13 protein-coding genes are annotated in these 13,844 nt (G+C 66.9%); 7 read left to right on the forward strand and 6 right to left on the reverse strand.

The genetic code is table 11. The features are described 5' to 3' along the window. Positions 1-13 precede the first annotated feature (13 nt). Genes AC1DIN_RS12095 through AC1DIN_RS12105 form a run of 3 tightly spaced genes read right to left on the reverse strand, consistent with a single transcriptional unit; the run spans position 14 to position 3,456 of the window. Positions 14-1,579 carry an ABC transporter substrate-binding protein gene (locus AC1DIN_RS12095; protein ID WP_476809973.1) on the reverse strand — a complete coding sequence of 522 codons (1,566 nt, stop codon included), beginning with the start codon at positions 1,577-1,579 and terminating at the stop codon, positions 14-16. A 45-nt stretch (positions 1,580-1,624) separates the two neighbouring features. Next, a complete protein-coding gene (locus AC1DIN_RS12100) occupies positions 1,625-2,527 on the reverse strand; it encodes an ABC transporter permease (RefSeq protein ID WP_476809974.1) in 903 nt (300 codons plus the stop codon). Positions 2,528-2,532: 5 nt separating this feature from the next. Beyond that, positions 2,533-3,456 carry an ABC transporter permease gene (locus AC1DIN_RS12105; RefSeq protein WP_476809975.1) on the reverse strand — a complete coding sequence of 308 codons (924 nt, stop codon included), beginning with the start codon at positions 3,454-3,456 and terminating at the stop codon, positions 2,533-2,535. A 171-nt stretch (positions 3,457-3,627) separates the two neighbouring features. Here AC1DIN_RS12105 and AC1DIN_RS12110 point away from each other — a divergent pair, with 171 nt between their 5' ends. Both AC1DIN_RS12110 and AC1DIN_RS12115 read left to right on the forward strand, forming a co-directional pair. Beyond that, a complete protein-coding gene (locus tag AC1DIN_RS12110) occupies positions 3,628-4,386 on the forward strand; it encodes an HAD-IIA family hydrolase (RefSeq protein ID WP_476809976.1) in 759 nt (252 codons plus the stop codon). Beyond that, positions 4,383-5,306, forward strand: coding sequence for a MurR/RpiR family transcriptional regulator (locus tag AC1DIN_RS12115; protein WP_476809977.1), 924 nt, complete (start codon positions 4,383-4,385; stop codon positions 5,304-5,306). Before AC1DIN_RS12110 ends, AC1DIN_RS12115 begins: the two co-directional genes overlap by 4 nt. Positions 5,307-5,389: 83 nt before the next feature. Here the strand turns inward: AC1DIN_RS12115 and AC1DIN_RS12120 are convergent, their stop codons facing one another. The 3 genes from AC1DIN_RS12120 to AC1DIN_RS12130 are packed head-to-tail and all read right to left on the reverse strand — an operon-like array spanning position 5,390 to position 8,788. Continuing rightward, positions 5,390-7,111, reverse strand: a complete 1,722-nt coding sequence (locus AC1DIN_RS12120; protein WP_476809978.1) for an SUMF1/EgtB/PvdO family nonheme iron enzyme — start codon at positions 7,109-7,111, stop codon at positions 5,390-5,392. A 52-nt stretch (positions 7,112-7,163) separates the two neighbouring features. Further along, positions 7,164-7,619: a DUF4399 domain-containing protein gene (locus AC1DIN_RS12125; protein WP_476809979.1), complete on the reverse strand. Its 456-nt coding sequence runs from the start codon at positions 7,617-7,619 to the stop codon at positions 7,164-7,166. Next, positions 7,616-8,788 carry a DUF4399 domain-containing protein gene (locus AC1DIN_RS12130; RefSeq protein ID WP_476809980.1) on the reverse strand — a complete coding sequence of 391 codons (1,173 nt, stop codon included), beginning with the start codon at positions 8,786-8,788 and terminating at the stop codon, positions 7,616-7,618. The genes AC1DIN_RS12125 and AC1DIN_RS12130 overlap by 4 nt, the downstream gene beginning before the upstream one ends. A 258-nt stretch (positions 8,789-9,046) precedes the next feature. Here AC1DIN_RS12130 and AC1DIN_RS12135 point away from each other — a divergent pair, with 258 nt between their 5' ends. The 5 genes from AC1DIN_RS12135 to AC1DIN_RS12155 all read left to right on the forward strand — a co-directional run bounded on the left by AC1DIN_RS12135 (position 9,047) and on the right by AC1DIN_RS12155 (position 13,841). After that, positions 9,047-10,504, forward strand: coding sequence for a caspase family protein (locus tag AC1DIN_RS12135; protein WP_476809981.1), 1,458 nt, complete (start codon positions 9,047-9,049; stop codon positions 10,502-10,504). A gap of 50 nt (positions 10,505-10,554) precedes the next feature. Then, entirely contained in the window at positions 10,555-11,733 is a 1,179-nt protein-coding gene (locus AC1DIN_RS12140; RefSeq protein WP_476809982.1) for an OmpA family protein, read from the forward strand. Between the two features lie 136 nt (positions 11,734-11,869). Then, entirely contained in the window at positions 11,870-12,508 is a 639-nt protein-coding gene (locus AC1DIN_RS12145; protein ID WP_476809983.1) for a lysophospholipid acyltransferase family protein, read from the forward strand. Then, entirely contained in the window at positions 12,505-13,455 is a 951-nt protein-coding gene (locus AC1DIN_RS12150; RefSeq protein WP_476809984.1) for a phosphatidate cytidylyltransferase, read from the forward strand. The genes AC1DIN_RS12145 and AC1DIN_RS12150 overlap by 4 nt, the downstream gene beginning before the upstream one ends. Beyond that, the gene (locus AC1DIN_RS12155; RefSeq protein ID WP_476809985.1) at positions 13,440-13,841 is read left to right on the forward strand and encodes a hypothetical protein; all 402 of its coding nucleotides are present in this window, start codon (positions 13,440-13,442) and stop codon (positions 13,839-13,841) included. The genes AC1DIN_RS12150 and AC1DIN_RS12155 overlap by 16 nt, the downstream gene beginning before the upstream one ends. The last annotated feature ends 3 nt before the right edge of the window (positions 13,842-13,844 follow it).

The raw sequence follows: 13,844 nt of genomic DNA on the forward strand, positions 1-13,844 counted from the left end.
TCCCGCAATTGCATCAGCGCGCTGCGAGCGTCGCGCGGCCGGCGCGGAAGTCGAGCACATAGGGGATGTGCCCCTGCAGCGGCCGCCAGGCGAGCGAGCGCTTCATGCCGTAGGACTCGTAGGGCTGATAGAACGGCAGGACCGGCGGGTCGTTCTTGATGGCCTGCATCAGCGAGACATAGGCCTGCTTGCGCTCGGCAAGGTCGGTCGAGAAGCGGAACTTGTCCCAGAGCGCGATGTAGGCGTCGTCGGCCTTGAAGCGCCCCTCCGAGGCGGAGTTGCCGGTCGGGGCCCACATGATGCCAAAGGCGCCGGCGGGATCGGGGAAGTACATCGGGTTCGACCAGCCGCGGGCCATCATGGTCGGATCGGAGCCCGTCCACTGCTCGGTGACGTTGAGCTGCATCTTGACGCCCACGGCGCCCCACATCTCCTGGATCGCCTGAGCCGCGAGCAGGCCGTTGGTGTAGTAGGCCGCCTGGATGTCGTATCGGATCGGCGTGCCGTCATAGCCGGCTTCCTTGAGCAGCGCCTTGGCCTTGGCCGGATCGTATTCGAAGGTGTTGAGCTCGGGCATGTAGAGCGGGCCGAACTGCGCGAATGTATGCGAGGTCGGCACCTTCGCCTTACCGAACCAGAGCGCATCGTTCAGCGTCTTGCGGTCGATGGCGTAGGAAAGCGCCTGGCGCAGCTTGGGGTTGGCCATCTTCGGGTTCTGGGTGTTGAAGATGACGACGTGGAAGAGCGGCGTCTGCATGCCCTCGACCTTGAGCTTCGGATCGGCGGCGATCGGCTCGAGCTGGTCCGGCGGAACGTTGGTGATCAGATCGACTTCGCCGTTCTTCAGCGCCGTCAGGCGGCCGGAAAGCTCGGGGATGCGCGTCACCGTGACCTTCTGGAACGGAGCCTTCTCACCCCAGAAGCCATCGAAACGCTCATAGACCAGGCGCTGGTTCGGCACGAATTCGGCGATCTTGTAGGGGCCGGTGCCGACCGGCTTCAGCGCGAAGGCCTCGAAATCGGAGGCTTCCGAAACGTTCGGATCGCCGGTCAGGGCCATCACGTATTTCTTCGGCACGATCATGCCCTGCTGCACGTTGAGCAGCGTCTCGAACAGCGGCTCGGGCCGGGTCGCGGTAATGCGGACCGTCTCGGCATCGACGGCCTCGACCTTGGCCATGTTGGGCAGCGTATCGCGTTTGCGCACGCCATAGGGCGGGAAGGTCGCGTTGATGATGCGGTCGAAGGAGAAGACGACATCCTCGACCGTCATCGGGTCGCCATTGTGAAAGGTCACGCCCTGCCGGATCTTGAGCTCGATCACGGTCGGCGAAACCTGTTTCCAGCTCGTGGCGATGCCCGGCTGCCAGACGCTCTCGGCGCGGGTGGCGTCCTTGCCGATCAGCGGATCGAAGGCGTTGAAGTAGAACTGCGAGCCGACATTCGAGAAGTCGCGGCCGGGATCGAGCCAGGGCGCCATGTTCTGGACACCGACCTTCAGCTCCTGCGCCTGGGCGAAACTGACGAGAGCGGTCGCCGACAGCGCAGCGATCGTCATTATTTTCAAGATCTTGAACATGTTTCTAATTCCTTTGGATGAACAGCACGAATGGCGAGCGGGCGTTCAGCGCCCGCGCAGGCGCGGATCGAGGCGGTCGCGCAATGCATCCCCGAGCAGCATGGCGACGAGGCTGACCAGCACGATGACGACAGCCGGAACGGCGACGATCCAGGGCGCGGAGGCCATGTAGTCGCGCCCCTGCCCGACCATGGAGCCGAGCGTCGCCGTCGGCGGCTGGACGCCGAGGCCGAGGAAGGACAGCGCCGATTCCAGCAGGATCAGGTTCGAGAAGTTGAGGCTCGCCATGACCACGACCGGCGAGATCAGGTTCGGGATCATATGGACGGTGGCGATGCGCCAGGGGCCGGCTCCCGCCGCGCGGGCCGCCTCGACGAAGGGCATCTCGCGCAGGCTGAGCACCTGCGCCCGGATCAGCCTAGCGAAATGCGCCCAGTAGGCGATGCCGAGCACGCAGATCAGCACCGTCACATCGGTCCCGGCGAGCGCCACGACGAAAAGCGCGACGAGGGTGAACGGAAGCGACATCATGATGTCGACGAGGCCCATGATCAGCGCATCGGCCCAGCCGCGCAGCAGCCCCGCCGCGAGGCCGAGCGCCGCACCGATGGCGAGGCCGAGCAGGGTCCCGAAGAGCGCGAGTGAGAGAGTCAGACGCAAGCCATGGAGGCAGCGTGAGAGGAGATCACGCCCGAGCTGGTCGGTGCCGAGCCAATGGAGCGGGTTGGCGCCGGCGATGCCGATCGGTGGCTTCAGCCGTGCGAGAAGCCGCTGCTGGTCTGGCTCGAAGGGCGAGACCAGCGGCGCCAGCAAGGCGAGCGCGACCAGGAGAAGCCCGAGCAGCGCGGCGGCTACGACCAGCGTATCGAACCTGCCTGCCCAGGCAAACCTGATCCGCAGCAGCCTGCGGGGCGGAAGCATCAACTTGGCGTCAGCGATCTCGGCCATGGCGGTCAGGCTCCGACGAGGCGCACGCGCGGATCCGACGCCGCATAAGCGAGGTCGATCGCGAAATTGACGAGGATGACCGCACCGGCGACGACGAGGACGCCGAACTGGAGGACCGGGTAGTCGCGCCGCAGCGTCGCGCCGACGAGCAGGTCGCCGACCCCGTTCCAGGCGAAGACGGTCTCGACCACGACGGCGCCGGAGACGAGCGTGGTGATCTGCAGGCCGAGTACCGTAATGACCGGGATCAGCGCATTGCGCAGCCCGTGCCGCAGGATGATGGCGCCTTCGGACAGGCCCTTGGCGCGGGCCGTGCGCATATAGTCCTCCGAGAGGACGTCGAGCATGGCGTTGCGCGTGTAGCGGGTCAGCGCCGCGACGAAATAGGCGGCCAGCGCCACGGTCGGCATCGCGTAATGCAGCAGGGTGGCGGAGCCGGCGCTCGGCAGCCAGTGCAGCGTGTAGGAGAAGACGAGCAGCAGCAGGATGGCGAGGACGAAATTCGGGACCGCGTAGCCGAGAAAGGCGATGAAGAGCACACCTTGGCCGCGCGGCTGCCCACGCCAGAGCGCGGCGAGGATACCGAGCGGCACGCCGACCGCGACGGTCAGCGCCAGGGTCGCGACCAGGAGCGAGGCGCTCTGCCAGAGCCGCTCGCCGAAGATCACCGCGACCGGCCGGCGCTCCATCAGGCCGAGGCCGAAATCGCCCGAGAGCAGCGACTTCCAGAACAGCAGGTATTGTTCTGCGATGGGCCGGTCGAGGCCCCAATAGGCGATCATCTCGGCGCGGGAGGCGGCGTCGAGCCCTTCCGGCATCAGGAAGTCGATCGGATTGCCGGTCAGCCGCGTCGCCAGAAAGACGGCGGTGACGATCGCCCAGAGCGTGATCGTCATGCGCAGGAGACGGCTGCCTAGGAATACGAGCATGGCGTCCTCTGGGACGGGCTGCGGGGCGCTGCGCGGCCGCTTCAAGCGGCGGGAGCCCGAGCCTTCTGGCAGCCTTCCATGACAGGCTCATGAATATAATTTAGGTCGACGACTGTTTGACACTGAGACAATCTCAGTTCATGCCTGCCGCGATCCGAGACGGAGTTTGCAGTGCGCGCAGCGGACGATATTCGTGGCTGGCTGATCGATCTCGACGGCACATTGGTGTGCGGCGACCGGGCGATGCCTGGCGCCAGCGCCTTCCTCGACGCCTGCGCCGGCCGTTTCGTCGTGGTTTCGAACGATGCCGAGCATACGCCGGCAGAGTTGAGGCGCGGCCTGCGGCGGATGGGGCTCGACATTCCGACTGACCGTATCGTGCTGGCGGGAGCGGTCGCGCTCGACGATATCGCCGCGCGCCGTCCCGGAGCGCGCGTGCTCATGCTGGCGAGTCGCAGCCTGATGCGCCATGCGCGCCAGCGCGGCCTCGTGCCGGTCAGGGAGCAGCCGGATGTCGTCTTTCTCGGCCGCGACCGGTGGTTCAGCCACGCGCGGCTGGCGCTGGCGGCCAATGCCGTGCGGATGGGGGCCGAGCTCGTCGTCGCCAATCCGGACCTCGTCCATCCGGGCGCCGACGGCTCGGTCGTTCCGGAAACCGGCGCGTTGCTCGCCGCGCTGCTCGCCTGCACCGGCCCCGTGAGCTACCGCCTCATCGGCAAGCCGGAGCCTACCCTGTTCGCCGCCGGGCTCGCCTTGCTCGGCCTGCCCAAGCGGGCTGTCGCGATGCTCGGAGACAATCCCAGGACCGATGGCGAAGGGGCGCGCCGCTTCGGCCTGCACTATGTCGAGGTCACAGACGGGGTGCTCCCGCAACTCTATATCGAGACGACTTGCCCGCACGAGCAAGACATGATCGCCTTGCCGGCATGAGCTCATCTCATCGAAAGCCGGATGCCGACGTCATGGCGGAAAGCCCCGACAAGGCGCGCACTGGCGGCAAAGACGGCTTCGATGGCGTGATCGAGCGGCTGACGGCGCTGCGCGCGACGCTGCCGCCGACCGCCGCACGCATTGCCGACGTCTTCCTCGCCCATGCGGCCGAGGTCGTGCACATGTCGGTGACGGAGGTGGCCGAACGGGCGGAAGCGAGCGAGGGCAGCGTGATCTCGCTCTGCCGCCAGCTCGGCGCGCGCGGCTTCCAGCAGGTCAAGATCGCGCTGGCGCGCGATCTCGTGCAGCCGGTGCAATTCATCCACGAGGATCTCGCGCGCGCCGACGACACCGGGACGGTGATCGAGAAGATCTTCGGCAGCGACCTGCAGGCGCTCCACGACACCATGAAGGTGCTCGACCGCGGCGCAATGGAGCGTGCGGTCGCCGCGATCCGTGGGGCGCGCCGCGTCGAGCTCTACGGCATCGGCAGCGCCGCCCCGATCGCGGAGGACGCCAATTACCGGCTCCTACGCATCGGCGTCGAATCCAAGGTCGTGGTGGATTCCCACGTCCAGGCGATCAGTGCCTCGCTGACCGGCCCGGACGTCGTGACGATCACGATCTCGCATTCGGGATCGACACATGAGACTGTCACCGCGACTAGGCTTGCGCGAGAAGCCGGCGCAACCACGATCTGCATCACCAATTTCGGCAAATCGCCGCTGCTCGCCTATGCCGACATCGTGCTCAACACCATGGCGCGCGAGACCCAGTTCCGCACGGAGGCGATGACGAGCCGCATCGCCCAGCTCGCCGTCATCGACGCCCTGATCGCCTGTCTTTCGCTGGCCGATTACGACAAGGCCGTCGCGACGATCGGCAAGACCTTCGACGTGCTCTCGACGAAGCGGTTCTAGTCGTCCGGGGCCGGGACCTTGCTCTCACTCGCGTCGCGGATGCCGCGACGGCATGGCGGCCGTTCTCTGAATGCACGCGGTCGTCAGGGCTCGCGCGCGACGCGGAAACCGTTGGTGTAGAAGCGCACATCGGCTTCGTATTTGAAACGGGCGGCCGAGCGCAGATAGCGCGGGTCGTTGTTGAAGGAGCCGCCGCGCAGCACGCGCTCGCGGCAGCCGGGCGCCACATAGGCGCTGCCGTCGCGCGGGGCGCTGCGATAATTCTCGCTCCAGCAATCCGCGACCCATTCGGCCGCGTTGCCAGCCATGTCGTAGAGGCCGAAGGCGTTGGGCGGAAACTGGCCCGAAGCGACGGCGCTGCGGCGCGGCTGGTCGTTGCAGCCCAGGCAGTTCGCGCGGTCCTTCTCCACGGTTTGGCCCCAGGGATAGGTCGTTGTCGTGCCGGCACGCGCGGCATACTCCCATTCGCTCTCGCTGGGCAGCCGATAGCGCTTCCCCGTCTTGGCAGAGAGCCAGGCGAGATAGGCGTTGGCGTCGTTCCAGTGAATATCCGTGACGGGGCGCTTTCCGCGCCCGAGCCCGCGATCGTCAGGCCGATAGTTGCAGCCGCCCTCGGTCACGCAGCGATCCCATTCCTCGAGGCTCACCTCCCGCATACCGAGATAGAAGCCGCGCACCGCAACGGGGTGAACGGGCTTCTCGAACTCGTAAAGATCGTTGGAGCCCATCTGGAAGGAGCCGGGCGGTATCGCCACCAGCTCGGGGCAGTCGCTGCAATCGCGGATCGGAGCCGTCTTGGACGCTGCTGCAGCGGGCGTTGCAGTGACCGGAAGCGGAGTGGCCGAGGCTGCAGCCGCAGCCGCCCCGGGCTTGCCGCGGTAGAGCTGCTCGCGGGTGCGCGCCAGCGCCGAGAAACGGCCATTCGGATAGGCGTCGAGATAGGCGCGGTATTCGCTGGCATTCTGGCTGTTGCGGATCGATTCCCAGAAGGCGAGTTCGAAGGCGTCCGGCGAGGCGTCGGGGCCGCTCGGTGGCAGGATGACGGCGCGGTTCGCCTGCGCGACCGCAACGGGCTGGCCGACAGGCGTCACCACGAGCCCCTTCGGCGGCTCGGATGAGAGCCAGATTTGCTGGCTGCGCCGGCTCGCCCGTGCCACCGCATCGCGCACACGGACGATTGCGGCCGTCATGTCGAGACCGGGCGTGCGGATCGCCTTCAGCCATTCCTCGACCACGGGATTGCCGCGCGGCCCGGAATCCGCGACCGTTTTTCCCGGCGAGGCCGTGAACATCACGGCAACGGTCTCGAGCGGCTCGGTCGCGCGCAGGCCCCTCCCCCGCGCCTGCCAGGGATTGTCCCGGCTGGCGTCGATCAGCACGAGGGCACTGGATGGCCTGGCAATGATCAGCGGATCGATCACCTCGTCGAGATCGACCGCGTCCTGCACCGGGTTGGACGAGATCGGCACGAGGAAGTCGCGGTCGCGCTGTTGCACGGCGTGGCCGGAATAGAAGACCACCGCCAAGGCGCTGGGGCGCAGCTTGCCGGCAAACTCGGCAATGGCCTGCCGCATCTCGGCACGGCCGCCATTTTCCACCGCGATCACCTCAAAGCCGCCTTCGCGCAGAGCCGCGGCAACCGCGCGCCCCTGTGTCGGCGCCTGTGCGACGGCCGCGTCGGGGTAGGCGCCGTTGGCGATCACCAGCGCAACCCGGGCGGGCGGCGCCGCCTCCTGCGGCAGTGCAGGCATTGCCGCGAGCGCAACGAGCGGGACGGCGAGGAGGAAAGAGCGCAACCAGTCCATGCTAGCGACCATTCGTCATCGGCGGCGTGTCGGGGCGCGGGCCGCCGCAGTCTCAGCGCACATAGATCGTGATCTTCTTCGACATCACGGGTGGATCATGCGGCGTATGGGTATGGTCCCCGACCAATAATTGCAGCGTATGAGGCCCTTTCGGCAAGGTGACGACAACCTCCGTTTGACCGTTGCCAAGATGGATATTGTTGTAATCGGACGGAATCGGCTGGTCGGGCGGGCTGGGATCAGTGTCGATCAGCAGATGATGATGGCCGGTCGCCGCGTGGTCGACGCCCGCCGGCGCGACACCCATGTTGTGCAGCCCGATCCGGACGGTGAAGCGCTCCGGCACGCGCAACCCGTCGAGGGGGTAATGGAAGTAGACCTGCGCGCCGGGCGGCGCCTTCTGCCGCTTCGCGGCCTGCGCCAGCGCATCAGTCGGCCGGAAGGGACCAGCCGTCGCACAGGACCAGACCGCCAGGAGGACAGCCACGCTAAGGCGCAAAACGCTCATCGACGCCTCACCGGTTTGCGGCCGCCCGGCATCACCATGACCGTGATGCGCTCCGACATGACCGGCGGATCGTGCGGCACGTGGTTCTCGTCCGCGAGCAGGAGCTGCAGCGTGTGCTTGCCGGGCGGCAAGGTGATGCGCCGCTCCGTCTGGCCACCGCCGAGATGGATGTGGTTGAGGTCGGACGGGATCGGCTCGTCGAGCGCCGGCGTCGCCACATCGACCAGCAGGTGATGGTGCCCGGTGTTCGGCTTGGCGACGCCGGCCGGTGCGACGCCCATGTTGCGTAAGCCGAAGCGGATCGTCGAGTTCGGGAAGATCGTCTCGCCATCCTTCGGATAGATGAAGTAGACGGCGGCGTCATTGGGCGAAGCTGTGCGCGGGCGCCCCGCTCCCGCCGCGGGGGCAGCGGGCGCCGCAGGGCCGGCCTGCGCGGTATCGACGACGCGCACCCGGATCCGCTCGGACATCACCGGAGGGTCATGCGGGACATGTTCGTGATCGCCCAAGAGGAGCTGCAGCGTGTGCTCGCCGGGCGGGAGCGAGAGTTCGACCTCGGTCTGGCCGCGCCCGAAATGCAGATGGTTGAAATCACTGGGGATCTCGCGGTCGAGCGCTGGAACCTCCGTGTCGACCAGCAGGTGGTGATGGCCGCCATTGGGGCTCATCGTGCCGGCGGGTGTGATGGCGATGCCCTCGATGCCGAAGCGGATCTTCGCGCGGGTCGGAATCGTGGCGCCGTCCTTGAGGTCGATGAAGAAGACCCGGGCGCCGGGAGCTGCGGCGGAGCGCGGCTTCTCGGCCGGATCGGCCGCGACCTCGACGGTGATCCGCTCCGAGACGACCGGCGGATCATGCGGCACATGGTTATGGTCGGCGAAGAGAAGCTGGAGCGTGTGCCGGCCGGGCGTCAGCGCGATCTCGGCCTCGGTCTGCCCGCCGCCGAAGTGGATGTGGTTGAAATCGCTCGGGATCGKCTGGTCGAGCGGCGGGAGCTCAGTGTCGATCAGGAGGTGATGGTGCCCGGCATAGCGCCTGGCCTGCCCGGCGGGCGCGATCTCCATGCCAGTGATCGCAAAGCGGACGGTGAACTTGCCGGGAACGCGGTCATTGTTGGCGAGGCCAACGAAGCTGAGCTTGGCGGTAGCCGGGGCCGGGCTGCGCTGCATCGCGCGCGCCTGGGCCGCAGCCTCCCCGATTGGAAGCGCGATGGCGATGGCGCATGCCAGAGCCGCCGGTACCAGGGCGGGTATGAGGCGAAGCGCCCTCGATGGCATCGACGTCCCCCATCCACGAGACGGATACGGGCAGGCTACCAGCGCGGCTGCTCCCCTTCAAGCGGAACACCTGGTGCTGACACAGCTGGAGAGGCTTTGTTCTGGAGTCCGGCGAAGTCCTGCGGTAGCCTTCCCCCAAGGAAGGGGGCCATGATCCTCGTCGCCAGACTCTGCGGGCTGATCATGCTCATGCTGACGGGCCTGGCCATGGCGGCGCCGGCTCCAGAGCGCCGCGTTGCGCTCGTCATCGGCAATTCCAGCTATCGCAACGCGCCGGCCCTGCCGAATACGGTTAACGATGCCCGCGACATGGCCGCGGCGCTGCGCAAGGTCGGATTCGAGGTGATCGACGGTGTCGATCTCGACAAGCGCGGCATGGATGCGGCGCTGACCCGCTTCGCCCGGCTGGCGCAGGACGCCGATTCCGCCATGTTCTATTTCGCCGGCCACGGCTTCCAATTCAACGGCGAGAACTATCTCGTGCCGGTCGAGGCCAAGATCGAGGACGAGGTCGGCGTCCAGTACGAGACGACGCGGCTGAACGACGTCGTCACGGCCCTGAACTTCGCCAAAGGCGTCAAAATCATGGTGCTGGACGCCTGTCGCAACAACCCCTTCGTCAACCAGCTCGCCAAAAGGCAGGCGACACGCGGATTCTCTGTCGGCTCCGGCCTCGCTCCCGTGGCGCGGGCGCAGGGCATGGTCATCGCCTATGCGACGCAGGCCAACGACGTCGCAGCGGACGGTGCTGGCCGCAACAGCCCGTTCACGGCGGCGCTGGTGCGCGAGATCGACCAGCCGGGGTTGGAAGTGGCGACCCTGTTCCGCCGCGTCCAGAAGAGCGTCTACGACGCCACTTCCGGCCGGCAGACCCCCGAGCTCTCGCTGTCGCTGCTCGGCGATTTCTACCTCAACCGCGAGGAGACGGACGCGGATGTCTGGCAGCGCATCCGCTCCAGCGACGAGCCCGGCGTGCTCCGGGACTTCATCCAGCGCTATCCGACGAGCTTCTTCGCCATCGATGCACGCACGCGGCTCGACCTGATCGAGCGCCGCTCGCTCGCGACGAACGAACGCGACAAGCTGGTGCGCGAGTTCGCAGAGCGCGAGCGCGCGCTGCTGGAGCGGCTCGAGCGGGCCGAACAGGGGCGCCAGCAAGCCGCGACCGATCTTGCCCGGCAGGAGCGCGACGATACGGTCCCGCCGCCGCCACCCGCGAGCGGGGATAGCACGCGGGCGAAGCCGGCTCCTATCCAGCCTAAGCCACCGACCGGGGACGCGGCCGAGCGCTCCCGTCTCGCCGACGAACTGGCCCGGCGCGAGAAGGAATTGGCCGCGCTCGAAACCGAGAAGCGGCGCTTGGCCGAGGAACGCCGCAATGTCGAGCAGGCGCTGGCGGCGCGGCTCGGCACTTTGGCGCCCTCGCCGCCCGATCGCTCGACGCAACCTCAGGCCATGCCGGCGAGCGCGGCGCGCCCGGGCGAGCGCCGCGCCGAAACTCCGGCTGCCGGGGCGCCGGCCAAGGCGAATTGCAGCGAGCTTCTGCTCCGGGCCCAGCTCGGCGAGCTGACGCCCGCAGCGCGCGAGCAGCTTCAGCAATGCCGCTGAGCGGCATGGGACCGAGTGAGGCGAGAGCCCGGCACGAGGAGGAATGAAGCATGTCGATCGTCACGCGCCTCGGCCGCATTCTGACTCCGCTGGCGCTTCTGGCGAGTGCCGCTACCGCATGGGCACAACCGGCCCCCCCGCCCACGCCAGTGCCTTTCCCGCAGGCTCTGCAGAAGGCGGCCGACGACCTCTTCGGCAAGGCCACGCTCACCGAAGAGCAGGTCGATCTCGTCATCGACCCGCTGATCGACGCAGCCTCCGGCTCGCAATCGAGCGCCACCCGCTCGATGCAGCAGACGCTGATCGAGATCGTCCGCAAATCCTATCCGCGCTTCGCCGTGCGCGCCTTCGATAGCGAGGCGCTGGCGCGGAAGCCCGTCGTGTTGGTCGGCACCTTCACAGCCGTCAACAACCAGGGGACGGCCGACGGCCCGAGGGACGCCTATCGGATCTGCCTGACGCTGGCGGATCTGAAAACGAACAGCGTCGTCTCTAAGGGCGTGGCGCGCGCTCAGATCGAGGGCGTCGACGCGACGCCGACCCAATTCTATCGCGACTCGCCGCTCTGGGCGCAGGACCAGGCCACCAACGCCTACATCAAGACCTGTCAGGGCACGAAGCTCGGCGAGGCGATCGATCCGGCCTATGTCGAACGACTGACGGCGAATGCCTTGGTCAATGACGGCATCCTTGCCTATGAAGCGCAGCATTTCCGCGAGGCGCTGGCCTATTATCGGGCTGCGCGCAAACTGCCGGGCGGCGAGCAGCACCGGGTCAGGATTGGGACCTACCTCGCCGCCAGCAAGCTCGCGCGGCGCGACGACATGGTCGATGCCTTCGGCGACCTCGTCGATTACGGGCTGGGAAGCAACCAGCTGATGGTGAAGCTGCTGTTCAAGCCCGGCACCACCCAGTTCATCGACGATCCGCGGATCACCGAACCCTATCCGATGTGGCTGAGCCAGATCGCGACGCATGCCCGTCAGAAGGGAGCTTGCCTGGAGATCGTCGGGCACACCTCGCACACCGGGCTACCGCAGGTGAACGAGCGCCTTTCGACGCTGCGCGCTCAGTTCGTCATGGATCTGCTGCTGACCGGAGCGCCGGATAACCGCAACCGCATGATCGCGACCGGGCGCGGCTTCAAGGAAAACCTCATCGGAACCGGCAAGGACGACAGCAGCGACGCGCTCGACCGGCGGGTGGAATTCAAGGTGATCGGCTGCTGACGACGTCCTTGCGACCTCAGATGTTCGCGAGGTTGATCCGTGCGCTCCTGCGAAGCCGTTTTCGGACTTCGAACAATATCGACAGCGCCGGAATTGAACGCTACCTCAGCTGTGGGGCGACAATCGGGGCCAAGATATGCGTGGAGCATGGATCAGAGTGGCGGGCACGCTGATCCTGTTCTTTGCCCGCTTCCTGACTGCCGTTCGCGGACGGTGGGCAGGCGCGGCCCCGGCTGCCGAGCAGCGGATCTATTACGCCAATCATGCAAGCCACGGCGATTTCGTTCTGATCTGGACCGTTTTGCCGCGCCGCATGCGATTTGAGACCAGGCCAGTGGCAGGGAGCGATTACTGGCTGAAGAGCCGCATGAGGCGTTTTATCGGTTGCGACGTCTTCAACGCCGTTCTGATCGATCGCGATCGCGCGAGCCGCACAAGTGACCCTATCGTCCAGATGACGGAAGCGTTGGATGCCGGCTCGTCCCTCATCGTCTTCCCGGAAGGCACGCGCAACACCACGGAGGCCCCGCTTCTGCCGTTCAAGAGCGGACTGTTTCACCTTGCAAAGGCGCGGCCGAACGTCGTCCTCGTGCCAGCCTGGATCGACAATCTCAACCGGGTCATGCCCAAGGGCGAGTTCGTGCCGATCCCGCTAATCTGCACGGTTACCTTCGGCGCACCGCTTCGTCTTGCCGATGCGGAGACTAAGCAGGATTTCCTGGCCAGGGCGGAGGCGGCCCTGCTCGCCCTGTCACCGAAGGCGAACGCGTCATGACGATGCCGCATCCCGATCTGGTGGCAGTGCTCCTCGGCCTGCTCGCCGTCCTGATCGTGGCCTCCGCCGTCGGTTACGGGCTGCAGCGCAGGCTGTCGCCCGACGGCTCGCATGCCGTGGTCGAAAACCTGAACGACCGCATCCGGGCCTGGTGGGTCATGGTCGTGCTGATGGGGCTGGCGCTGGTCGGCGGCAAGACCGGAGTGACGCTGCTCTTCGCCTTCTGTTCCTTCGCGGCCCTGCGCGAGTTCATCACGCTGATCGATACGCGCCGGGCCGACCACTGGGCGCTGGCGGCCGCCTTCTTCGTCGTGCTGCCGGTTCAGTACTACCTGATCTGGATCGAGTGGTACGGGCTCTATTCGATCTTCATCCCGGTCTACGCCTTCCTGCTGATGCCGATCATCGCGGCGCTGCGCGGCGACACCGACCATTTCCTCGTGCGCATCGCGGAAGTGCAGTGGGCGCTGATGATCTGCGTCTTCAGCACCTCGCATGTGCCGGCGCTGCTGAGCCTCGATATCGCCGGTTATCAGGGACGCAACGTCCTGCTGATCGCCTTCCTCGTTATCGTCGTGCAGATCAGCGACGTCCTGCAATATGTCTGGGGCAAGCTCCTCGGCCGCACCAAGATCGCGCCGAGGCTCTCGCCCTCGAAGACGGTCGAGGGCTTCGTCGGCGGCGCGCTCAGCGCCACCGCCGTCGGTGCCGGCCTGTCCTGGATGACGCCGTTCACGCCGCTCCAGGCCGCCTTCCTCTCGCTGGTCATCGTCCTCCTCGGCTTCTGCGGCGGGCTCGTCATGTCCGCGATCAAGCGCGATCGTGGCGTCAAGGATTGGGGGCATCTGATCGCCGGCCATGGCGGCTTCATCGACCGGCTCGACTCGGTCGTGTTCTCGGCCCCGATCTTCTTCCATCTGGTCCGCTACGGATGGTCGGCCGTATGATCCGGCCGCTCGCACGCTTGATGCGCAGCAGCATCGTCCATGTCGCCTTCGCCTTCCTCGCCATGGGGAGCTGGGCGGCATTCGCCAACCGCGCCCATCCGATGCCGGCGCCGCTCCAGGCGGGGCTACTGCAAGGCGCGATCTCGGCCACGATCACGCTGGTCCTGAAGCGCTCGATCGAATATCTCGCCAGCCGCTTCTCGGGCCTCGCCGCGCTTCTGGCGCCCCCCGCCATCGCCGGGCTCGTCTCCGCAAGTGTGCTGACCGTCATCCACACGATCGGCGGCACGCCGGAAATCGGCAGGACGATCGCCGTCCCCCTCACGGTCGCGACCAGCTATGCGGCTCTCTACAATCTCTCGCTCTGGCGGAGCAGGAAGGCCTGAACC

It is taken from the genome of Allobosea sp. 05T438 (assembly GCF_056396025.1).

Bases quoted from the DNA above. Each gene is read 5' to 3' on its own strand.
- AC1DIN_RS12120 (WP_476809978.1), bottom strand. From the start codon at position 7,111: ATGGACTGGTTGCGCTCTTTCCTCCTCGCCGTCCCGCTCGTTGCGCTC.
- AC1DIN_RS12125 (WP_476809979.1), bottom strand. From the start codon at position 7,619: ATGAGCGTTTTGCGCCTTAGCGTGGCTGTCCTCCTGGCGGTCTGGTCC.
- AC1DIN_RS12105 (WP_476809975.1), bottom strand. From the start codon at position 3,456: ATGCTCGTATTCCTAGGCAGCCGTCTCCTGCGCATGACGATCACGCTC.
- AC1DIN_RS12155 (WP_476809985.1), top strand. From the start codon at position 13,440: ATGGTCGGCCGTATGATCCGGCCGCTCGCACGCTTGATGCGCAGCAGC.
- AC1DIN_RS12115 (WP_476809977.1), top strand. From the start codon at position 4,383: ATGAGCTCATCTCATCGAAAGCCGGATGCCGACGTCATGGCGGAAAGC.
- AC1DIN_RS12150 (WP_476809984.1), top strand. From the start codon at position 12,505: ATGACGATGCCGCATCCCGATCTGGTGGCAGTGCTCCTCGGCCTGCTC.
- AC1DIN_RS12095 (WP_476809973.1), bottom strand. From the start codon at position 1,579: ATGTTCAAGATCTTGAAAATAATGACGATCGCTGCGCTGTCGGCGACC.
- AC1DIN_RS12145 (WP_476809983.1), top strand. From the start codon at position 11,870: ATGCGTGGAGCATGGATCAGAGTGGCGGGCACGCTGATCCTGTTCTTT.
- AC1DIN_RS12140 (WP_476809982.1), top strand. From the start codon at position 10,555: ATGTCGATCGTCACGCGCCTCGGCCGCATTCTGACTCCGCTGGCGCTT.
- AC1DIN_RS12135 (WP_476809981.1), top strand. From the start codon at position 9,047: ATGATCCTCGTCGCCAGACTCTGCGGGCTGATCATGCTCATGCTGACG.
- AC1DIN_RS12100 (WP_476809974.1), bottom strand. From the start codon at position 2,527: ATGGCCGAGATCGCTGACGCCAAGTTGATGCTTCCGCCCCGCAGGCTG.